23 protein-coding genes are annotated in these 19,612 nt (G+C 73.5%); 8 read left to right on the top strand and 15 right to left on the bottom strand.

Going from position 1 to position 19,612, the window contains the following annotated elements:
- Both E1182_RS19540 and E1182_RS19535 read left to right on the top strand, forming a co-directional pair.
- Window positions 1-552, top strand: a 552-nt coding sequence (locus E1182_RS19540; RefSeq protein ID WP_132267337.1) for a CAP domain-containing protein, incomplete at its 5' end; no start/stop codon positions are given.
- Window positions 553-699: 147 nt separating this feature from the next.
- The gene (locus E1182_RS19535) at window positions 700-1,596 is read left to right on the top strand and encodes an endo alpha-1,4 polygalactosaminidase (RefSeq protein ID WP_132267335.1); all 897 of its coding nucleotides are present in this window, start codon (window positions 700-702) and stop codon (window positions 1,594-1,596) included.
- A 43-nt stretch (window positions 1,597-1,639) separates the two neighbouring features.
- Here the strand turns inward: E1182_RS19535 and mutM are convergent, their stop codons facing one another.
- The 8 genes from mutM to rsmD form a co-directional block, all read right to left on the bottom strand.
- Complete coding sequence (gene mutM / locus E1182_RS19530; RefSeq protein WP_132267332.1) at window positions 1,640-2,497, bottom strand: bifunctional DNA-formamidopyrimidine glycosylase/DNA-(apurinic or apyrimidinic site) lyase; 858 nt, start codon at window positions 2,495-2,497, stop codon at window positions 1,640-1,642.
- Complete coding sequence (gene rnc / locus E1182_RS19525; protein WP_132267330.1) at window positions 2,490-3,356, bottom strand: ribonuclease III; 867 nt, start codon at window positions 3,354-3,356, stop codon at window positions 2,490-2,492. Before rnc ends, mutM begins: the two co-directional genes overlap by 8 nt.
- Entirely contained in the window at window positions 3,353-4,309 is a 957-nt protein-coding gene (locus E1182_RS19520) for a phosphate acyltransferase PlsX (RefSeq protein WP_243706310.1), read from the bottom strand. The genes rnc and E1182_RS19520 overlap by 4 nt, the downstream gene beginning before the upstream one ends.
- Window positions 4,310-4,446: 137 nt before the next feature.
- Window positions 4,447-4,620 carry a 50S ribosomal protein L32 gene (rpmF, locus tag E1182_RS19515; RefSeq protein WP_088963525.1) on the bottom strand — a complete coding sequence of 58 codons (174 nt, stop codon included), beginning with the start codon at window positions 4,618-4,620 and terminating at the stop codon, window positions 4,447-4,449.
- 5 nt (window positions 4,621-4,625) lie between these two features.
- Window positions 4,626-5,189, bottom strand: a complete 564-nt coding sequence (locus E1182_RS19510) for a DUF177 domain-containing protein (RefSeq protein ID WP_132267326.1) — start codon at window positions 5,187-5,189, stop codon at window positions 4,626-4,628.
- Between the two features lie 110 nt (window positions 5,190-5,299).
- Window positions 5,300-5,797: a hypothetical protein gene (locus E1182_RS19505; RefSeq protein WP_111246403.1), complete on the bottom strand. Its 498-nt coding sequence runs from the start codon at window positions 5,795-5,797 to the stop codon at window positions 5,300-5,302.
- Window positions 5,798-5,950: 153 nt separating this feature from the next.
- Window positions 5,951-6,439 (bottom strand): pantetheine-phosphate adenylyltransferase, encoded by a 489-nt coding sequence (gene coaD, locus E1182_RS19500; protein ID WP_132267324.1) that lies wholly within the window; start codon window positions 6,437-6,439, stop codon window positions 5,951-5,953.
- Window positions 6,436-6,999 carry a 16S rRNA (guanine(966)-N(2))-methyltransferase RsmD gene (rsmD, locus tag E1182_RS19495; protein ID WP_132267322.1) on the bottom strand — a complete coding sequence of 188 codons (564 nt, stop codon included), beginning with the start codon at window positions 6,997-6,999 and terminating at the stop codon, window positions 6,436-6,438. The genes coaD and rsmD overlap by 4 nt, the downstream gene beginning before the upstream one ends.
- A 311-nt stretch (window positions 7,000-7,310) precedes the next feature.
- On the opposite strand from rsmD, the gene E1182_RS19490 reads away from it, so the two are divergent.
- Window positions 7,311-8,567, top strand: a complete 1,257-nt coding sequence (locus E1182_RS19490; RefSeq protein ID WP_132267320.1) for a cell wall anchor protein — start codon at window positions 7,311-7,313, stop codon at window positions 8,565-8,567.
- 87 nt (window positions 8,568-8,654) lie between these two features.
- Here E1182_RS19490 and recG read toward each other — a convergent pair whose 3' ends face one another.
- Both recG and E1182_RS19480 read right to left on the bottom strand, forming a co-directional pair.
- Entirely contained in the window at window positions 8,655-10,856 is a 2,202-nt protein-coding gene (gene recG / locus E1182_RS19485; protein ID WP_132267318.1) for an ATP-dependent DNA helicase RecG, read from the bottom strand.
- Window positions 10,853-12,469 (bottom strand): DAK2 domain-containing protein, encoded by a 1,617-nt coding sequence (locus E1182_RS19480; RefSeq protein WP_132267316.1) that lies wholly within the window; start codon window positions 12,467-12,469, stop codon window positions 10,853-10,855. The genes recG and E1182_RS19480 overlap by 4 nt, the downstream gene beginning before the upstream one ends.
- A 239-nt stretch (window positions 12,470-12,708) precedes the next feature.
- Here E1182_RS19480 and rpmB point away from each other — a divergent pair, with 239 nt between their 5' ends.
- Window positions 12,709-12,900, top strand: a complete 192-nt coding sequence (gene rpmB, locus E1182_RS19475) for a 50S ribosomal protein L28 (RefSeq protein WP_046569512.1) — start codon at window positions 12,709-12,711, stop codon at window positions 12,898-12,900.
- A gap of 291 nt (window positions 12,901-13,191) precedes the next feature.
- Here the strand turns inward: rpmB and E1182_RS19470 are convergent, their stop codons facing one another.
- Window positions 13,192-13,653 (bottom strand): GNAT family N-acetyltransferase, encoded by a 462-nt coding sequence (locus E1182_RS19470; protein ID WP_132267314.1) that lies wholly within the window; start codon window positions 13,651-13,653, stop codon window positions 13,192-13,194.
- Window positions 13,654-13,681: 28 nt separating this feature from the next.
- Complete coding sequence (locus tag E1182_RS19465; RefSeq protein WP_132267312.1) at window positions 13,682-14,620, bottom strand: thiamine-phosphate kinase; 939 nt, start codon at window positions 14,618-14,620, stop codon at window positions 13,682-13,684.
- A gap of 144 nt (window positions 14,621-14,764) precedes the next feature.
- Here E1182_RS19465 and E1182_RS19460 point away from each other — a divergent pair, with 144 nt between their 5' ends.
- Together E1182_RS19460 and E1182_RS19455 are read left to right on the top strand one after the other, a co-directional pair.
- The gene (locus tag E1182_RS19460; RefSeq protein ID WP_013284547.1) at window positions 14,765-14,998 is read left to right on the top strand and encodes an Lrp/AsnC ligand binding domain-containing protein; all 234 of its coding nucleotides are present in this window, start codon (window positions 14,765-14,767) and stop codon (window positions 14,996-14,998) included.
- 9 nt (window positions 14,999-15,007) lie between these two features.
- Window positions 15,008-15,631 carry a DUF3515 family protein gene (locus E1182_RS19455; RefSeq protein ID WP_132267310.1) on the top strand — a complete coding sequence of 208 codons (624 nt, stop codon included), beginning with the start codon at window positions 15,008-15,010 and terminating at the stop codon, window positions 15,629-15,631.
- A gap of 46 nt (window positions 15,632-15,677) precedes the next feature.
- Here the strand turns inward: E1182_RS19455 and E1182_RS19450 are convergent, their stop codons facing one another.
- Together E1182_RS19450 and E1182_RS19445 are read right to left on the bottom strand one after the other, a co-directional pair.
- Window positions 15,678-16,778 carry a D-alanine--D-alanine ligase family protein gene (locus tag E1182_RS19450; RefSeq protein WP_132267308.1) on the bottom strand — a complete coding sequence of 367 codons (1,101 nt, stop codon included), beginning with the start codon at window positions 16,776-16,778 and terminating at the stop codon, window positions 15,678-15,680.
- 147 nt (window positions 16,779-16,925) lie between these two features.
- On the bottom strand, window positions 16,926-17,156 hold the full coding sequence (locus tag E1182_RS19445; RefSeq protein ID WP_132267341.1) for a hypothetical protein: 231 nt from the start codon (window positions 17,154-17,156) through the stop codon (window positions 16,926-16,928).
- 262 nt (window positions 17,157-17,418) lie between these two features.
- On the opposite strand from E1182_RS19445, the gene E1182_RS19440 reads away from it, so the two are divergent.
- Window positions 17,419-18,264, top strand: coding sequence for a helix-turn-helix transcriptional regulator (locus E1182_RS19440; RefSeq protein WP_132267306.1), 846 nt, complete (start codon window positions 17,419-17,421; stop codon window positions 18,262-18,264).
- A 3-nt stretch (window positions 18,265-18,267) separates the two neighbouring features.
- Complete coding sequence (locus E1182_RS19435; RefSeq protein ID WP_132267304.1) at window positions 18,268-18,468, top strand: DUF397 domain-containing protein; 201 nt, start codon at window positions 18,268-18,270, stop codon at window positions 18,466-18,468.
- An 84-nt stretch (window positions 18,469-18,552) separates the two neighbouring features.
- Here E1182_RS19435 and E1182_RS19425 read toward each other — a convergent pair whose 3' ends face one another.
- Window positions 18,553-19,608 carry an ROK family protein gene (locus E1182_RS19425; RefSeq protein ID WP_132267339.1) on the bottom strand — a complete coding sequence of 352 codons (1,056 nt, stop codon included), beginning with the start codon at window positions 19,606-19,608 and terminating at the stop codon, window positions 18,553-18,555.
- Window positions 19,609-19,612: the final 4 nt, after the last annotated feature.

The raw sequence follows: 19,612 nt of genomic DNA, 5'->3' as shown, positions 1-19,612 counted from the left end.
TCGCCGACCACCGCCCCCACCAGCGCCAGCCCGAAGCCGTCGCCGCCGAAGGCGACCACGTCGCCCGCGGCGACGCGGGCCGCCGCCGCGTCCCAGCAGAGCGGCGCACGCGCCGGCAGCGCGCGGGCCGCCACCGGCGACGACAGCACGAACACGGTGGCCGCCGGCGCCAACAGCCAGGTGCAGCAGGTGGTCGACCTGGTCAACGCCGAGCGGGCCAAGGCCGGCTGCGGGAAGCTGGCCACCGACGACAAGCTCATGCTCGCCGCCCAGCGGCACAGCCAGGACCAGGCCGACCACCGCACCATGTCGCACACCGGCAGTGACGGCAGCAACCCCGGAACCCGACTGGACCGGGTCGGCTACCGCTGGCGCACGTACGGCGAGAACGTCGCCTGGAACCAGCAGACCCCGGAGGCGGTCATGGCCGCCTGGATGAAGAGTTCCGGGCACCGGGCGAACATTCTCAACTGCGCCTTCACCGAGATCGGCGTCGGCGTGGCGAACAGCAACGGGCCGTACTGGACCCAGGTCTTCGCCGCACCCCGCTGAGCGGTCCACCGCCTGCGCCCCCGGTCCCGACGCCCACCGCGTCCCGGCCGGGGGCGCGCTCGTTTGACCGGACGAGGCGCGCCGGACGAGGCGCCCGGCGTACCGACGCGGGGCGGCACGGCGTCGACCGGGACCCGGGAGCGGCCCATGCGGATCCGGCGGCCAGGACGGCCCGACGGATCGGCCCGCCCGGCGACGCCGGCCCGGGCGTCGTGGCGGCGCACCGTCCGCCGGGCGCTGCCGACCGCCGTCGCGCTCACCCTGCTGACCCCCGCCTGCGGTGTGGTGCCCCGCCCGCCGGGCGCGCCGACCCCGTGGCCCACCGGGTACGCCCACCGGTGGCAGTGGCAGTGGCAGCTCGACGGTCCGCTCGACACGGCGGTGCCGGCGGACGTCTTCCTGCTCGACCCGGTGCGGACCACCACCGCGCAGACCACCGACCTGCGGCGGCGGGAACGCCGCCTCATCTGCCAGGTGCACGTGGGCTCGTACGCCGACACCGATCCGGACGCCACCCGCTTCCCGGCGGTGGTCCGCGGCGCCCCCGCCGGCCGGCCCGGCAGTCGGTGGCTCGACGTCCGGCGGTGGGACGTGCTGCGACCGGTGCTGGCCGACCGGTTCCGACTCTGTCGGGGCAAGGGGTTCGGCGCGGTGGCCCTGGCCGACGCCGACGGGTACGCCCACCACTCCGGGTTCGACCTGGGCTTCGACGACCAACTCCGGTTCAACCGGCGACTGGCCGCGCTGGCCCGTTCGCTGGAGCTCTCCCCCGGACTGCTGAACGACCTGGCGCAGGTGGCGGCGCTGGCCCCCGACTTCGACTTCGCGGTCGACGAGGAGTGCGTACGCCTGCGTCGGTGCGCCCGGCTGCTGCCCTTCGTGGAGGCCGGCAAACCGGTCTTCCATGTGGAGTACACCGGCTCGCCCGCCACCTTCTGCGTGCAGACCCTGGGCTACGGCTTCGCCTCCATCCGCAAGAACCGCACCCGGGACGCCTGGCGGGCCCCCTGCCTGCCGTCTGCCCAGCCCGCCGCCCCCCGGTGACCGCCGCGCCGGCGCGACCCCCGCCCGGGCGACGGGCCGGAGCTCACCCGCGCGGTGCCGACCGGGGCCGGGGCTGGCAGCGCGGGCAGCTGTACGACGACCGGTTCATGAACGCCTCCCGGCGGATCGGCGTGCCGCAGCGGCGGCAGGGCGCACCCTCCCGGCCGTAGACGTTCAGCGACCGGTCGAAGTAGCCGCTCTCGCCGTTGACGTTGACGTACAGGGCGTCGAAGCTGGTGCCGCCCTGCTGGATCGCCTCACCCAACACGTCCCGGACGTGGCCGAGCAGGCGGGTGGCGGCCGGGGCGGTCACCGCGTCGGTGGGGCGCGCCCCGTGCAGCCTCGCCCGCCACAGCGCCTCGTCGGCGTAGATGTTGCCCACCCCGGAAATCAAGGTCTGGTCGAGCAGCGCCCGCTTCACCTCGGTACGCCGCCGGCGCAGCGCGGTCACGAACCCGGCGTCGGGGAACTCCTCGTCCATCGGGTCCCGGGCGATGTGCGCGATCTCCGCGGGCAGCTCCGCGCCGCTCTCGCTGACCGACAGCCCGCCGAACGTGCGTTGGTCGACGAAACGCAGCTCGGGGCCGTCGTCGGCGAACCGGAACCGGACCCGCAGGTGCAACTCGTCGGCCGCGTCGATCGGCTGTAGCAGCAGTTGGCCGGACATGCCGAGGTGACCGACCATCGCGTCGCCGCTGTCCAGCGGCAGCCAGAGGTACTTGCCCCGGCGGCGTACGCCGGTGACGGTGCGGCCGGCGAGCACGTCGGCGAAGTGCGTGGCGCCCGGAGCGTGCCGGCGTATCGCGCGCGGGTGGCGCACCTGCACCGAGGCGATCCGCCGGCCGGTGACCCACCGGGCCAGGCCCTGCCGGACCGTCTCGACCTCGGGCAGCTCAGGCACGGCCCAGACCCGCCCCGGCGGGGCCAGCGGGCGGCTCGACGGCGACCGGGGCCGGCTCAGCCACCGCGGCCGGCTCGGATCGCGCCACGGCCGGCTCGGATTCCGCCGGCTCGGATTCCGCCGCGACCAGGGCGGCCTGCTCCCTCTCGGCTTGCTCGGTCAGCTGCCGCCAGGCCGCCTCGGCGGCCCGCTGCTCGGCCTCCTTCTTGCTGCGCCCCTCGGCCCCGCCGTAGCGGTTGCCGGCCACCACCACCCAGGCGGTGAAGGTCTTGAGGTGGTCCGGGCCGGTGCCCTCGATCCGGTACTCGGGGACGCCCAGTCCCAGCGCGGCGGTCAGCTCCTGCAGGCTGGTCTTCCAGTCCAGTGCGGCCCCCCGGCCGGCGGACTCGGCCATCACCGGGTCGAACAGCCGGTGGACGACCTGAGCGGCGGTGTCCAGGCCGTACTGCAGGTAGATCGCGCCGAGCAGCGCCTCCAGGGTGTCGGCGAGGATGCTCGCCTTGTTCCGGCCGCCGGTGGCCTCCTCACCCTTGCCCAACAGCAGGTACGCCCCCAGCCCGTCCGGCCCCAGGCCACGGGCCACGTCGGCCAGGGCGCGCATGTTGACCACGCTGGCCCGCAGTTTGGCGAGCTGCCCCTCGGGCAGGTCCGGGTGATTGCGGAAGAGGGCGGTGGTGATCACCACGCCGAGCACCGAGTCGCCGAGGAACTCCAGCCGCTCGTTGGTGGGCAGGCCGCCGTTCTCGTACGCGTACGAGCGGTGGGTCAGCGCCCGCTCCAACAGTTCGGGGTCGAGCGTCACACCGAACGCCGCCTCCAGGTGACCGACGGGAGCACGCCGCCGCTTGTCGTTCGTCATGCCGTTACCTCGGTGTCGTTGCTGTCACTGGGCGGTGGATGTTGGGCAGCGCCGTCGAGCAGCGCCCGGACCCGGTCGGTGGTGCCCCGCCGCCACAGGTGCGCGGCGAGGGCGATCCCGGAGGCGACGTCGTCGGCCTCGGCGGCGCCGTGGCACACCACCACGGTGCCGGCCACGCCGAGCAGGGCCGCCGCGCGGGGCGTGCCGCCGCCGACCGGCGGACCACCCGCCATCATGTACGCGCCCTCGATCGCCTTGAGCAGCACGTTGCCGGTGAACCCGTCGGTGACCACCACGTCGGCGCGGGCGCCGGTCGCCACGTCGTACCCCTCGACCAGGCCGACGTAGCGTGCGCCGCACGGCAGCCGCGCGGCGGCGAGCTGGGGGTCGGCGGCCCGCCGCGGGCGGTCGCCCTTGCCGGCCTCCGTCCCGACGGAGAGCAGTCCCACCCGGGGGGCGGCGACGGCGTGCGCGACGGCGGCGTAGGCGGCACCGAGCAGGGCGTGCCGGACCAGGGTGGCGGGGCGGGGTTCCAGGGAGCCGCCGACGTCGAGCAGCACCACCGGGCCGGAGACGGCGGGCAGCGTGGCCACCAGGGCCGGCTGCCGGACGTCGGCCCACCGGCCGAGGCCCAGGGCCGCGGCGGTGACGGTGGCGCCGGTCGAGCCGGCGGAGACGAGGGCGTCGGCGGTGCCGTCGCGGACGGCGGCGACGGCGGCCCGGACGGTGCTGTCGGCACGCGGCGCGTGGTGCGCCGGTCCGGGCACGGCACGGGCCGCACGGACGGCGACCCGGGCACGCTGCGCCGGGGTCAGCGCAGCGGTCACCGCGACCGCGACCTCGGTCGGGCCGACGAGCAGCAGGTGCAGGTCCGGATCGGCGCGTACGGCTCGCAGAGCGCCGTCAACCACGACGGCGGGGGCGTCGTCCCCGCCGAGGAGGTCAACGGCGATCCGCGCGGTGCCCGGCTCCGCACCGGTGCCGGCCGGGGTGGACCGACCGGCACCGGAGGGAGCCGGGGCACCGGGCGATCGCCAGGGTGCGCGCGCCACCCGACCCGTGGTCGGGGGCGTCACTCGGCGTCCAGACCTCAGACCTCGAGAACCTGGCGGCCGTTGTACGTGCCGCAGACGGAGCACGCGGCGTGCGGCAGCTTCGCCGACTTGCACTGCGGGCAGGCCACGGTCGCGACCACGGCCGCCTTCCAGTTCGCCCGGCGGGACCGGGTGTTGCTGCGCGACATCTTGCGCTTCGGGACGGCCACGGTTCCTACTCCTCTGTACGGTTCAGTTGCGACAGGCCCGCCCAACGCGGGTCGATCTGCTGGTGGCTGTGGTCGGCCGGCAGATCGTCCCAGTGCACCCCGCACTCGGGGCACAGGCCTGGGCAGTCCTCCCGGCAGAGCGGGTTCGTCGGCAGCGTCAGCACCACCGCGTCCCGCAGCGCCGGCTCCAGGTCGATCAGATCGCCCTGCATCCGGCCCACCTCGTCCTCGTCGGTCGTGTCGTCCGTGGCGCTGTTCTCGTACGCGTACAGCTCCTGGACGGGCACGGCCACCGAGTCGTTGATCTGGCGCAGACAGCGGCCGCACTCGCCCCGGATGGGACCGGTGACGGTCCCGGAGACGAGTACGCCCTCGGACACCGACTCCAACCTCAGGTCGAGGTCGAGATCCGCGCCCTCCGGCACGCCGATCAACTCCACGCCGAGGTCCGCCGGTGCCGGAACGACCCGCTTGACCGTACGCATCGCACCAGGCCGACGCGGCAGGTCCCTCGTGTCGAGGACCAGCGGCGACCTGGGGTCGAGGTTCGATGGCGAGTGTTTGGGCATAGTCAGACTCCGGCCGGTGAGAGGCCGACAAAGAAGGTTACCTGGGCGACCGCCGCACCGTCGAACCGGGGCGACGCCCCTGGCCGGCATGTCGGCTGGTGAGGTGTCGTTCAGAAGGGTAGCGGGCGTTCGGCCTCGTCCCCACCGAAGGTGCCGATCTCCCGCAGCGCGTGCATCTTGTCCCGGCCACGCTCGATCGAGGCCAGCGCCCGGGTCAGGAACTGCTCGAAGTTCGCCAGCGCGGTGTCGACGTAGTCGTCGACCTCCTCGCGCAGCCGCTGCGCCTCGGCCCGGGCCTCCGCGATGATCCGGGCACCCTCGTGCTCGGCGGAGACCGTGATCTCGTTCACCGAGACGAGGCGGGCGTGTTCCGCCTCACCCTCGCTGATGATCCGGTCGGCCTCGCGCTTGCCGGCCTCCATGATCTTGTCCCGCTCCTCCAGGAGAGCGGCGGCCCGGCGCAGGTCGGCGGGGAGTTCGGCGCGCAACTCGTCCAGGGCCGCGATCATCTCGCCCCGGTCGACCATGCAGTTGTTCCGTGACATCGGGACGGAGCGGGCCTGCTCCACCATGGCGATCAGTTCGTCGATGCGATCGAGCGGGTCCACCGGTACCTCACTCCTGTCGTCCGTCGGCCGACCTACATGCTGCGGGCTCCGGCCGGTTTCCCGCTGCACACATGATGTCGTGTGCCGGCCACCCCCGCCCCATCCACCCCGGTCCGGCGCGTCGCGCGTCGCCCGGCGTCGGTGGGGACGGATTCATCTGCGGGACTCCGGCCCGATGCGGGCCTCGAGTTCGGCCCGGACCCGGTCGGGCACGTGGGCGGAGATGTCCCCGCCCCACTTCGCCACGTCCTTGATCAGACTCGAGGAGATGAAGGAGTAAAGCGGGTTGGTGGGCATGAACAGGGTCTCCACCCCGGCCAGGCCGATGTTCATCTGCGCCATCTGCAACTCGTAGTCGAAGTCGCTGACCGCCCGCAGTCCCTTGATCAGCACGCTGGCCTCCTGCGTCCGGCAGAAGTCGACCAGCAGGCCGCGGAAGGATTCGACCCGGACGTTGTCGTACGAGGCGGTCACCTCGCGAAGCATGTCGATCCGCTCATCGACGGTGAACAGGCCGCTTTTCGACTGGTTCACCAGCACGCCGACGATCACCTCGTCGAAGAGCCGGCTGGCCCGTCCGACGATGTCGAGGTGCCCGTTGGTGACCGGGTCGAACGAGCCGGGACACACCGCACGTCTCATGATCGGCGACCGTACCAAAGGGTGGTCTCGCCGTAGCGCCGACTGCGCTCGGCGGTGATGCCCTGCACCCAGGCGACCGGCCCGGTCCGGCTGGAGCGCTCCACCACCACCAGGGCGTCGGGAGCCAGCCAGTCGTGCCGCACCAGCGCGGTCAGCAGCTCGGTGACCTCCGCATCCGGTGTCGCGTACGGCGGGTCGGCGAAGACCACGTCGTACGGCTGGTCACCGGGACCGGCCGCCAGCACGCCGGCCACCCGGCCGGTGACCAGCCGGACGGCGGAGCCGGCCCGGAGGGCGGCGACGTTCTCCCGGATCACCCGGGCGGCCCGCGCGTCGGACTCGACCAGCAGCACGTGCTCGGCACCCCGGGAGAGCGCCTCCAGGCCCACCGCGCCGGAGCCGGCGTACAGGTCGGCGAAGCGCGCACCGACCAGGTCCACCTCGGCCTGCACGGCACTGAACAGCGCCTCCCGCACCCGGTCGGAGGTGGGGCGGGTACCGGCACCGGGCGGGGCGGCGATCCGCCGCCCGCCGAAGGTGCCGGCCACGATCCGGGTCACGGTCTGTCCCCTCTCATGCCGCTGACGCTACGCGACGATCCCGGCGGTGCCGCCGACACGGCGGGTGTCCGCCGGGCCACCAGATGATCACACTCAGTTGATCAATGATCTCAGATATATAACAAGATGTTTAGGGAAACATGTGGACTGTCGGGCCGACGACCGGCCCACTAGGGTCGGCCGGGTGCCGGCCTCGTACGCCGGCCACGTGGCGCGGGGAGGCGCCGTCGCGGGGCGCAGGCGCGCGACCGCGACCAGCCGCCGCCATCCCACGCGCCGCGCCCCTGACGCTTTTCACCCCGGGAGTACGCGTGATCCGTCCCCAGCCCTCCCCACGGCGACCGCTCGTCGTGGCCGCCGCCGCGCTGGCCGGCCTGGCCACGGCGCTCGCCTTCACCGCACCGGCGGTCGCCACCAAGCCGTCCCCCTCGCCGTCGGCCTCCCCGACCGGCAGCGCCGCCGCCGGCAAGTCGAAGGGCTCCGCGCCGAACTGCGTCAAGGCCGACGACGCGCGCTACACGCACACCTTCGACGGCCCGAAGGGCGAGGCCTCGATCACCCTCACCAACGGCCCGCTCTGCGTGGGCGAGGAGCAGGAACTGGCCCTGGTGTCGTACGTGGCCCCGTCGGCCAAGTTCGCCCTGCCGCAGTACGTGCTGGCCAGCTCGGTCAACAAGTTCACCGGGGTGGCCGAGGGTGAGCTGGGCGTGTCCACCCTCACGTTCCAGGTCGAGGTGCCCACCTGCTACACCCAGGTCGACTTCGTCTTCGGCAGCAGGATCATCGACCCGCTGACCGAGACCAGTGAGCGGTACGGCGACCGCAAGGTCGGCAGCCCCAAGGGCATCGGCTCCCGCTCCAAGGGCCCGAATGCCTGGTACAACGGCGGCTCCGGCACCTGCGTGGCGACCCCCGAGGTGATCGCCTCCGCCGACTGCGACGGCGGCGTCGAGCTGACCCTGGTCAACCGCAACGGCAACGCGCCGGCCGCGTTCACCGTGGCCGGCAGCAACGGCTTCACCAGGAAGCTGACCGTGCCGATGCGGGCCATCGAGAAGCTCGAACTCACGCCGGCCCAGGCGCAGACCGTCACCGTCACCGCGCCCGGCATGAAGGACTTCACCAGCGACTGGGAGAAGCCCGAGGACTGCCAGGAGCCCGAGGTCGGTACGCCGGAGGCCAGCTACGAGTCCACCTGCGACAAGATGATCTTCCAGGTCAGCAACCCGGAGGACGGCACCACCGTGACCTCGACCTTCACCCCCAACAAGGGTGAGGCCAAGACGCTGACCGTCGAGCCCGGTCGCAGCGGCAGTGTCAGCTTCAAGGCCGGCAAGGGCCTCACCGTCACCGTCACCGGCGACCTGGACTCGGGTGGCCCGTTGGCCTGGGAGCAGCCGGAGGACTGCAAGGACGGCGGCACCGGCGGCGGCGAGCCGGAGGAGCCCGGCCTGCCACTGACCGGCGCGGCAGCCGGCAGCATCGCCGCGGGCGCGCTCGCCCTGCTGGCGGCCGGCGTGGTGCTCTTCGTCGTCGCGCGACGCCGACGGATCCGCTTCACCGCCTGAGCGACACCTGCCTGACCACCGAGGGCGCGTCGACCACCCGGTCGGCGCGCCCTCGGCGTTGCTCGCGGTCCGTCGCCGGGTCCTCCCTCACCCCTTTTCCAGGTACTCCGCTCGTTCCTCGTCGACCAGCGCGGCGACCGACGCGGCCAGCGCCGGATGCCGGACCAGCTCCGGATCGTCGGCGACCAGGGCGATCGCCTCGGTGCGGGCGTCGCGGATCAGGTCGGTGTCGCGCAGCAGCGACAGCAGCCGCAGGTGCGAGCGGCGGCCCGACTGGGTGGCGCCCAGCACGTCACCCTCGCGGCGCTGTTCCAGGTCGAGCTCGGCCAGCTTGAAACCGTCGGTGGTGGAGGCGACCGCGTCCAGGCGGTCGCGGGCCGAGGAGCCCTCGGCCGCCTCGGTGACCAGCAGGCAGAGCCCGGGGGCGGTACCCCGGCCGACCCGGCCCCGCAGCTGGTGCAGCTGGGACACGCCGAACCGGTCGGCGTCCAGCACGATCATCACGGTGGCGTTGGGCACGTTGACGCCCACCTCGACCACGGTGGTGGCGACCAGCACGTCCAGGTCACCGGCGGCGAACGAGCGCATCACGGCGTCCTTCTCGTCGGCGGGCAGCCGCCCGTGCAGGACACCGATCCGCAGCCCGTGCAGCGGCCCCTCGGCGAGCAGCGGCGCCACCTCGGTCACCGCCAGCGGCGGCCGCCGACCGCTGTCGTCCTCGCGGGGCGCCTCCTCGTCGCTCTGCGGTCCCTCACCAATGCGCGGGCAGACCACGTACGCCTGGTGGCCGGCGGTGACCTCCTCGCGCAGCCGGCGCCAGGCCCGGTCGAGGAAGGCCGGCTTCTCGGCGGCCGGCACCACGTGCGAGGCGATCGGCGAACGCCCCTGCGGCAACTGGGAGAGGGTGGAGGTCTCCAGGTCGCCGTAGACCGTCATCGCGACCGTGCGCGGGATCGGCGTGGCCGTCATCACCAGCACGTGCGGCGGCTGGTCGGCCTTGGCGCGCAACGCGTCGCGCTGCTCCACACCGAAGCGGTGCTGCTCGTCCACGACCACCAAGCCGAGGTCGGCGAAGTCCACCCCCTCGTAGAGCAGCGCGTGGGTGCCGAGCACGATGCCCGCCCGCCCCGCGGCGACCTCCGCCAGCGCCCGCCGCCGGGCCGCCGCGCCGAGCGAGCCGGTGACCAGCTCGACCCGGGTGGCGTCCTCGGCCGCACCCAGCTCGCCGGCCTGGGCCAGCGGGCCGAGCAACTCCAGCATCCCCCGGTGGTGCTGGGCGGCGAGCACCTCGGTCGGGGCGAGCAGCGCCGCCTGCCCACCGGCGTCGACCACCTGGAGCATCGCCCGCAACGCCACGACCGTCTTGCCGCTGCCGACCTCGCCCTGCAGTAGCCGGTGCATCGGGTGGGCGGTGGCCAGGTCGGCGGCGATCTCCACGCCCACGTCCCGCTGACCGGGGGTCAACTCGTACGGCAGCCGGGCGTCGAACGCGTCCAGCAGCCCACCCCGCTTCGGTGGCCGGGCCTTCGCCGGCCAGGCCGCCGCCCGTACCTTGCGTTGCGCCAGGGTGAGCTGCACCGCGAACGCCTCGTCCCACTTGAGCCGGCGGCGCGCCCGGTACAGCTCCTCCTTGCTGGACGGGCGGTGGATTTCCCGCAGTGCGGTTCCGATGCCGACCAGGTTGCGGGTGGCCCGCACGGTGGCCGGCAGCGGATCGTCGGGCGGGGTGAACGTGTCCAGCACCACCCGCACGCAGCGGGCGATCACCCAGGTGGGCACGGCGGCGGCAGCGGGGTAGACCGGGATCAGCGCCCCGGCGAACTCCTCGACCTCCTCGTTGGCCGCCGCCTCGCCCTCGCCACCCTCGCCGAGCAGAACGTACTCCGGGCCGTTGAGCTGCCGCTTGCCCCGGAACTCGGTGACCTTGCCGGCGAACAGCCCCCAGCGGCCGGGGCGCAGCTCCCGCTCCCGCCACGCCTGGTTGCCGAAGAAGGTGCAGGTGAGCAGCCCGCCGGAGCCGTCGCCGACGGTCACCTCCAGCAGGTTGCCCCGACGTTGGCGCATCGGCCGCACGGTGGTGCGCTGCACCTGGGCCAGCACCGTGACCTGCTCCCCCACGTCCAGCGAACGGATGTCGGTGTGTTCGCCGCGCTCGTCGTAGCGGCGCGGGAAGTGGTAGACCAGGTCGCCGGCGGTGTGCAGGTCGAGGTGGCTCGCCAGGGCCTTGGCCGTGCGCTCGCCGACCAGCTTCCTCAGCGGCGTGTCCACGGTCGACGGCTCGCTCGTCATTCGACCCCCACCAGGAGCGGATAGTGCGGTTGGCCGCCCGGATACGTCTGCACCTCGACGAATGGCCAGCGCCGCCCGACGTGGGCGCGGACGGCCTCGGCCAGGCCGTCCGGGGCGTCCACGCCGGTGAGCAGGGTGACCAGCTCCCCGCCGCCGCCGAGCATCCGGTCGACCACGGCGACGCAGGTGTCGACCAGGTCGGCGCCGATCAGATGCACCTCCCCCTCGACCAGGGCGAGCACGTCGCCGGGGCGGCACGGGCCGGCGACGGTCAGCGCCTCCCGGCTGGCGTGGCAGACCTCGGCGTACCGGCAGGCGCCGGCCGCCTCGGCCATCGCGATCACATCGTCCTCGAAGCGCCGCTTCGGATTCCGGACGGCCAGCGCCGCGAGGGCCTGCACCGGGGAGCGGGTCGGCACCACGCTGACCTTGATGCCGAGGGCGTGTGCCTCCTTCGCGGCGGCGCTCGCCACGGCCTGCGTGTTCGGGTCGTTCGGCAGCACCACGACCCAGGCGGCGGCGGTGGCCCGGACGGCGTCCAGCAGCTCGCCGGTGGACGGGTTGCCCGGCACCACCGTGGCCCCCTCGCCGGTGAACAACTCCGCGAGGCCCGCTCCGGCGGCGACCACCACCGCCGCCCGGCCGTCGACGGCCGGCGCGGCGGGGGCCGCCTGGTCGGCGAACCGGGTCACCGAGATCCGGTACGGCCGGCCGGCCACCACCCCCGCCTCGACCGCCGCGCCGATGTCGTTGACGTGCACGTGCACGTTCCAGGTGGTGGATGCCGCGGGCGACGGGCCGTCACCGACCACCACCAGCGAGTCGCCGAGCGCGGCCAGTTCGGCCCGCATCCGGGCCACCGCCGTGTAATCGGCGTCGAGAAGGAACTGCACCTCGTACGCGTACTCCTCGGAGCCGGTCTCCCGAACGGTCGTCAGCGGCGGGCGGACCGTGCGGGTCATCGGCACCGGCCGGGGTGGGCTCTCCCCGGTGACCACCTCGACCAGCGCGTCGAACAGCAGGCAGAGCCCCCGGCCACCGGCGTCGACGACCCCGGCGTGGGCCAGCGCGGGCAACTGTTGCGGGGTGCGGGCCAAGGCACGGGCCGCCTCCCCCGCCGCCACCCGGGCGACGGTGCCCAGGTCGTCGCTGTCGGCCCGTTCGGCCGCGGTCGCGGCGGCGGCCACGACGCTGAGCAGCGTGCCCTCCACCGGCTGGGCGACGGCCGCGTACGCCGTCGCGGTGGCGGCCCGCAGCGCGCCGGCCAACTCCCGGCCGGCGACCGTGGGGGTGGCGGCGAGCGCGTCGGCGAGGCCACGCAGGATCTGTGACAGGATCACCCCGGAGTTGCCCCGCGCGCCGAGCAGCGCGCCGCGCGCCATCAGCCGCAGCGCGTGCCCGTGCGGGGTCTGCCCGGCCTCGGGCAGGGTTTCCAGGTCCATCGCGAGCGCCTGCTGGGCCGAGGTGAGGGTGAGCACCATGTTGGTGCCGGTGTCGCCGTCGGGAACCGGGTAGACGTTCAGCTCGTCGATCTCACCCTGATGCTGCCGGAGCGCGGCGAGCCCGTTCGCGCACCAGCGGCGTACCGCGGCGGCGTCGAGGGTGTCCAGCACGGCCAGAAGCCTACTGTCGCGTACCGACACGCGCCGGGGTCGACCGGCTCTGCCCGGCGTGTCCGAGGGTCCGGCACCGTCGGGTCGGGTGCCGGCCGGGCGAAGGTGACCGGCGTCACGTCGTCGCCTGCGGACCGGGCCGGTTGGTCGAGGGTAGGGGTCATCGGGTAACCTGGCCAGGTTGCCCGGGCAGCGCCCTGCTGGCGACCTCATGAACGTATCAATCCCAGGAGTATCCCGTGGCTAGCGTGTGCGACGTCTGTGGCAAGGGGCCGGGCTTCGGCCACAACGTGCCCTGGTCCAAGAAGAAGACCAACCGCCGCTGGAACCCGAACATCCAGTCGGTGCGTACCCCGGCCGGTGGCGGCACCACCAAGAAGCTGCAGGTCTGCACCTCGTGCATCAAGGCCGGCAAGGTCACCCGCGCCTGACGCGACCACGGGCGGCGCTTGCGCCGTCCGCTGGCAGGACCACCCCATACAGCGCAGAAGCCGCCCGGAACCGTCCGGGCGGCTTCTGCCTGTCGCTCCCGTCGGTGACTCCGTCCACCCACTGGTGCCGCGGCGCACTGACCTCCACCTCCGGCCCACTGTCCGTAGCCATGGCCCGACGTCACTCGTTGTGGCGATTCGGCACCGGGTGCCGCCAGCAGCTCGCGTGACGACAACCGCCACCCCGGCCACCAGCGGGCCAGGCGAATGGGAGCCCGGACGGGAGGTCGATCAGAGCACCCGCCCGAAGGAGAGGCAGCCCGGCTCGTCGGCGTAGAGACCGAAGTTCGGGATCGGCTCGTAGCCGGCCGAGGTGTACAGGGCGATCGCCTCGGGCTGCTTGTCGCCGCACTCCAGGACGATCCGCTTGCGGCCGTGGTACCGGGCGGACTCCTCGACCGCCGCCAGCACCGCACGGGCCACCCCCCGCCCCCGGGCCGCCGGGTCGGTGTACATCCGCTTCAACTCCGCGGCGTCGTCGCCGTGGCCGCGCCAGCCGCCGCAGCCCACCGGCCGACCGTCCAGGTACGCGACCAGGAAGGCTCCCCGCGGCGGCACGAACTCGGCGGCGTGCACCGGCGTGTCGTCGCCGTTGCCGCCGTACCGCTGCGCCAGGTCGGCCAGCGTGGCGCGGATCAGCGACTGCGCCACCGGCGAGTCGAAGGCCAGGGGACGGATATCGAGCTGACTCACCGGTAAAGGGTACGACCCCGGCCGGCCGTTACCGGAAGTGGTCCCAGCCGGTCGGGCCGTCGTACCCGGTGCCGTCGACGGTGACCCCCGTGCCCGGCACCACCCGGCCGATCGGCCGCCACGGGGCCGGCAACGCCACGGCCGGGGGAAAGGTCGCGGCCAACGCGTGGTCGTCGCCCCCGGCGAGGATCCACGAGTACGGGTCGACCCCGAGTGCCTGCGCGGCGTCGCGCATCTGCCGGGGCACCTCGAAGGCGTCCCGGCGTACGTCGATGCCGACCCCGCTGGCCGCCGCCACGTGGCCCAGGTCCGCCAGCAGCCCGTCCGAGACGTCGATCATGGCGGTGGCGCCGAGCCGGGCGGCCTGCGGCCCGGCCGGGTACGGCACCTCCGGCCGCCGGTACGCCTCCACCAGCAGCCGGGGGGTGCGGAATCCGCGGGACAGCACGGTCAGGCCGGCGGCTGCCCAGCCGATCCGGCCGGCCAGCGCGAGCACGTCCCCCGGCCGGGCCCCGGAGCGGACCACCGGGTCGCGCCCGCCCAGGTCACCGAGCGCGGTGACCGCGATGGTCAGCGTCGGACTGGCGGACATGTCGCCGCCCACCACGCCGGCGCCCACCGTGGCCGCCTCCGCCCCGAGCCCGTCGGCGAGCCCCTCGGCCCAGGCGGTGTCCAGGTCCGCCGGCATGCAGAGAGCGACCAGCAGCGCGGTGGGGACCGCCCCCATCGCGGCGATGTCGGCGAGGTTGGCCGCCGCGGCCCGGTGCCCGACGTCACGCGCGCCGGACCAGTCCCGGCGAAAGTGCCGCCCCTCGACCAGCACGTCGGTCGAGGCCACCACCCGCTGGTCCGGCGCGGCCACGACCGCCGCGTCGTCACCCGGGCCGAGCAGGCAGTGCCCGCCGTGCGCCAGCCGGGCCGTCACCCGCTCGATCAGCCCAAACTCCCCGACACCCGCGACCGTCATCCCGTCCCCTCACTCCTGTCCGGACCACCCTCACCTATGCTCGCTCACCGCGTCCGACCGGCCACCGATAGGGGTTTCCCCTGCTCCGTAAGGTAGTTTCACCCTTCGGGCCGCCCGCTGGCGGCGACGGACGGAGGTCGAGTCGTGGTACAGGCGTACATCCTCATCCAGACCGAGGTCGGCCGGGCGCGTGACGTGGCCGGCCTGATCGCGGATCTTGCCGGCGTGGTCCGGGTCGACGCCGTCACCGGGCCGTACGACGTGGTGGTGCTCACCGAGGCGAACACCGTCGACGAACTCGGTAAGTTGATCGTCAGCAAGGTGCAGATGGTGCCGGGTATCACCCGCACCCTCACGTGTTCGGTGGTGCGGCTGTAAGTGGACCGGATGACCTCCTGCCCCTCCCCGTCGGTCGAGCGCGAGCAGCCGGCGGAGGACCGGCCCGGCCGGGATCCGGCGACCCGGCGGGCGGCGCTGCTCGCCACCCTGGTCGCGGTGCCGGTGACCGTCGCGGTCGCCGGGTTCACCCTCGCCCGGCTCGCGCCCGACACCCCGGCCGCCGCGCCCAGCCCCACCGTGACCACGGCCCGCGCGCAGTCCGGCGCCCCGGTCGCAATGGCCGCCCCGGCGCTCGCCGCCCGCCCGGCCACGGTCTGCCGGGCGCTGATGTCGCAGCTGCCCGAGTCGGTACGCGACCTGCGGCAGCGCCCGGTGACCGCTGGTCCCGAGCAGAACGCCGCATACGGCGACCCGGCGCTGACCGTGGCCTGTGGCGGCGCCGAGCCGACCGTCCCCGCCACCGCCGACGTCTGGGCAGTCAACAGCGTCTGCTGGTACGGCCGGCAGGAGGGCGGCGCCATGGTGCTGACCACCGTCGACCGGGAGACCGCCGTCACGGTCACCGTGCCCGCGGCGTACGAACAGCCGTTGCAGTGGGTGGCCCCGATCTCCGACCCGATCGTCGCCTCCGTCCCGTCCGGTGGCGAGGTGCCGTCCGGCTGCCGGCGCTGACCGGCGGCTGCCCGCGTCCCCGGTCGAGCCCCGGCGGTGACACCGGTCAGCGGGGGCCGGCGTCGCGGTGCAGGGCCGTTCGGATCAGCCGGTTGACCAGCTTCGGGTACTCCAGCCCGGAGGCCGCCCACATCCGGGGGAACATCGAGGTCGACGTGAAGCCCGGCATGGTGTTGATCTCGTTGAGGTAGACGTCCAGCTCGGGTGTGACGAAGAAGTCGACCCGGGCCAGGCCGGAGCAGTCCAGTGCGGTGAAGGCCCGGGTGGCGTACTCCTGCACCCGGCGGGTGACCCGCTCGGGCAGGTCGGCGGGGATGTCGTACTCGCAGGAGTCGTCGATGTACTTGGCCTCGAAGTCGTACCAGTCGTGGCCGGAGACGACCCGCACCTCGGCGAGCACGGACGCTTCGGGGGCACCGCCGGCCTCGCCCTCCAGCACGCCGCACTCGACCTCCCGGCCGACGATCGCGCCCTCGACCAGCACCTTGGTGTCGATCTCACGGGCCGCCGCGACGGCGGCGTCGAGCTGGGACCAGTCGTCGACCTTGGTGATGCCGAAGGACGAGCCGGCCCGGGACGGCTTGACGAACACCGGCAGGCCGAGGCGCTCCTTGTCGGCCTCGCTGAGGTTGGTGCCGCTGCGCAGCACGGCGTACGGGCCGACCGGGATGCCCTCGACTGCGCAGAGCTTCTTGGTGAACTCCTTGTCCATCGCCGCCGCCGAGGCGAAGACGTTCGCCCCGACGTAGGGGATGTCGGCCATCTCCAGCATGCCCTGGATGGTGCCGTCCTCGCCGTACGCGCCGTGCAGCACGGGGAAGACCACGTCGACGTCGGCCAGCGCGCGGGGGCCCTCGGCCGGGTCGAGCACCATCAGTCCGGCTGCGGTGGGGTCGGCACGCAGCACCAGTTCCGCGCCGGACCCGGCGGTGATCTCCGGCAGCCTGCGGTCGTGGATGGCGAGCCGGTTCGGGTCGCCGTTGGCGAGCACCCACTGCCCCTGGCGGGTGATGCCCACCGGCACCACCTCGAACTCGTCCGGGTCGAGCGCGCCGAGCACGCTGCCGGCGCTGACGCAGGAGATGCCGTGTTCGGGGCTGCGACCGCCGAAGACGATCGCCACGCGGGTCTTGCCTGGGGTGGTCACTGGGTCACCTCTCGGTACGCGACTGCGGAGCCGCCAGCGGCGCTCACCCGGTTGACCTTACTGTGGGTGGCGGCGGGCCGATGGCGATACCCGGCAGGAGGAGAACATCCTTCGCAACCGGTCATCCGCGTCGACACGGAGCGTGGCCTAGCTGTCGGGGGTGGCGTGCCGCCCCCGCCCGACGGCGATGACCTTCACCCGCTGCCGGCCGGCGCGCACCATCCCGAGGGCCATGAAGGCGCCGGCGATCCGATCGGCGGCCTCCCGGCTGTTGGCACCGACCACCTGTCGCCGCCGCTCGGGCGCGGTCCGCTCGTCGCGAACCTCCCTCCCCTCGACCGTGCGGACGTCGGTGAGCACCACGAGGAACCGGGTCATCGCCGCTCGCCCAGCCATCCGCCCACCCTCATCCGACGTTTCCTCCCCGATGGAGAGCGGCGGTGGCACGTGGCGATCAGGTACGGGGGAGTAAACCCGATCGCCACGCGCCCCATCCCCTCCGGTCGCTCACCATCGCCGTCGCCACGACAACCGTTGGTGAGGACGCCAACACAGATTGACAGGTGGACAGGCGTGAATGCAACTCTCATCGACGTTCTCTCATGCGCACTTTCCCAGAGACATATGCGACCATCGACTCATGGCTCCGAAGACCGCTCGGGCACGCCGGCTCGGCATCGCCCTGCGCACCCACCGGGAGGCGGCCGGCCTCACGCTGGAGGCCGCCGCCGACGAGATCAACAGCACCCGCAGCACCCTGTCCCGCTACGAGAACGCACAGACGCTGGTCAGCCCCGCCACCGTGCGCGCGCTGCTCAGCCTCTACGGGGTCGGGCCGGACGAGATCACCGCCGCGGTGCAGCTCGCCAAGGACACCCGCAAACCCGGCTGGTGGGTGCCGTACTCACACCTGCTGGACAGACGCACCATCGACTTCATCGCCCTGGAGGCCGAAGCGACCGGCATCGCCAACTTCGAGCCCTCGGTGGTACCGGGCCTGCTCCAGACCGCCGACTACATCCGCGGCGTGATGCGCGGCGGGCCACACACCCTCAGCGACGACCAGGTCGAGCAGCGGGTGCAGCTCCGGCTCGACCGGCAGCAGCGGATCAGCGATGACGAACCACCCATCTTCGACGCGATCATCGACGAGGGCGCGCTGCTGCGCCCGGTCGGCGAGCGGGCGGTGATGGAACAGCAGTTGCAGCACCTGCTCAAGATGAGCGAACTGCCCAACGTGACCGTCCAGGTCATCCCGCTGTCGGCCGGCTACCACCGGGGCACCCGCGGCTCGCTGCACATCCTCGAGTTCGCCGACCCGGAGGACCCGCTCATCGCCTCGGTGGAGACCGTCGCCGGACAGATGGTCCTCGACCGGCCGGGTGACCTACGAACCTGCACCAAGATCATGGAACACCTGCGGACCGTCGCGCTCAGCCCGACTGACAGCCGCAACCTGCTCCTGCACATGTTGAAGGGACGGTAGGACATGACACCGACGATCGGCGCAGCCTTGGCCACGGCCGCCTGGCGCAAGAGCAGCCACAGCGGAGACGAGGGCGCCTGCGTGGAACTGGCGACCGTGCCCGACCTGGTCGCCGTCCGCGACTCCAAGGACCCCACCGGCCCCGTCCTGCTCTTCCCACCGGACGCCTGGGCCGCCTTCACCACCGCCTTGCCCCGGCGCTGAACGGCACCGACGAACCCGCTGGCGGCCCGCCACCCCGAACCGATCAGGAGGTCCGCGTCCCGGTCCCGGACGCGGGCCTCCTGGTCACGTCGTCGGCATGGCCGGCGTGGCAACCGCCCCGGACCGCAGGGCCTCCAGCGCCGCGATGGCCACGCCACGGGCACCGGCCATGTCCCGCTCCGGCACCAGGGCGAAGGTGGCGACGGCCACCTGCTCCGCGCGCAGCACCGTGTGTTCGCGGACCGTGGCGAGGAACCAGTCCCGGAACTGCGGCTGCGCCTCCACCACCCCGCCGCCGACGAAGTACGCGTGCGGGTCGGTGAAGTTCGCGGCGATGGTGAACAGCCGCCCGAGTGCCGCCGCCTGCTGGGCGAAGACCTCCCGGGCCAGTTCGTCACCCCGCTCCGCGTACCCCCGTACCAGCGTGGCGGCCCGACCTGCCGGCTCTGCGGCGAGCGGGTGGCCCGGATGGCGGGTCAGCCAGTACGGCAACAGGTTGCGTCGGATCGCGGTCAGCGACGCGACGCTCTCCGCGTCCCCGACGAAACCGCAGGCGCAGCGGGGCTCCGGCTGCCCCGGGGCGAGCAGCCCGGCCAACGGGATGTGCACATGCCCGAACTCGCCGGCCATCCCGGCCGCGCCGGTGACCACCCGGCCGTCCACCACGATCCCGCCTCCCAGCCCGGTGCCGACGATCGCCGACACCGAGGAACGGGCCGTCGCCTCCGCCCCGAAGTGGACGTGGTGGGCGTAGAGCGCGGCGGCGTTGCCGTCGTTGAGGTAGACCACCGGCAGGTTGAGCCGCCGCTGCAACGCCCCACGCACGTCGAAGCCGTGCCAGGCGGGCTGGGCGAAGTTCGTCGACCCGCGCGACGAGATCACCCCGTCCGCGCTGGCCGGCCCCGGAGTGTCCAACCCCACCGCCCGCACCAGCTCCCTCGGCACACCGGTGTGCGCGAGCGCCCCGTCCAGGGCGCGGGCCAGCGCCTCGATCGCCGCCTGTGGGCCGGCCCCGACGGCGCTGGGAATCTCCAGCAGGCCGTCGACGAGGAACCGGCCGTCGGCGGTGAGCACCGTGGCGTTGTTGCTCGTTCCGCCGTTGTCGAGACCGACCACCACCGGCACACCCGCGTCGCCCATCCGC

Source organism: Micromonospora sp. KC721 (assembly GCF_004348355.1).
Taxonomy (GTDB): domain Bacteria; phylum Actinomycetota; class Actinomycetes; order Mycobacteriales; family Micromonosporaceae; genus Micromonospora.
This window is presented reverse-complemented; position numbering and strand designations above follow the sequence as displayed.

Bases quoted from the DNA above. Each gene is read 5' to 3' on its own strand.
- E1182_RS19535 (WP_132267335.1), top strand. From the start codon at position 700: ATGCGGATCCGGCGGCCAGGACGGCCCGACGGATCGGCCCGCCCGGCG.
- rnc (WP_132267330.1), bottom strand. From the start codon at position 3,356: ATGACGAACGACAAGCGGCGGCGTGCTCCCGTCGGTCACCTGGAGGCG.
- E1182_RS19510 (WP_132267326.1), bottom strand. From the start codon at position 5,189: ATGCCCAAACACTCGCCATCGAACCTCGACCCCAGGTCGCCGCTGGTC.
- coaD (WP_132267324.1), bottom strand. From the start codon at position 6,439: ATGAGACGTGCGGTGTGTCCCGGCTCGTTCGACCCGGTCACCAACGGG.
- recG (WP_132267318.1), bottom strand. From the start codon at position 10,856: ATGACGAGCGAGCCGTCGACCGTGGACACGCCGCTGAGGAAGCTGGTC.
- E1182_RS19465 (WP_132267312.1), bottom strand. From the start codon at position 14,620: ATGACGGTCGCGGGTGTCGGGGAGTTTGGGCTGATCGAGCGGGTGACG.
- E1182_RS19455 (WP_132267310.1), top strand. From the start codon at position 15,008: ATGACCTCCTGCCCCTCCCCGTCGGTCGAGCGCGAGCAGCCGGCGGAG.
- E1182_RS19445 (WP_132267341.1), bottom strand. From the start codon at position 17,156: ATGACCCGGTTCCTCGTGGTGCTCACCGACGTCCGCACGGTCGAGGGG.
- E1182_RS19440 (WP_132267306.1), top strand. From the start codon at position 17,419: ATGGCTCCGAAGACCGCTCGGGCACGCCGGCTCGGCATCGCCCTGCGC.
- E1182_RS19435 (WP_132267304.1), top strand. From the start codon at position 18,268: ATGACACCGACGATCGGCGCAGCCTTGGCCACGGCCGCCTGGCGCAAG.
- E1182_RS19425 (WP_132267339.1), bottom strand. From the start codon at position 19,608: ATGGGCGACGCGGGTGTGCCGGTGGTGGTCGGTCTCGACAACGGCGGA.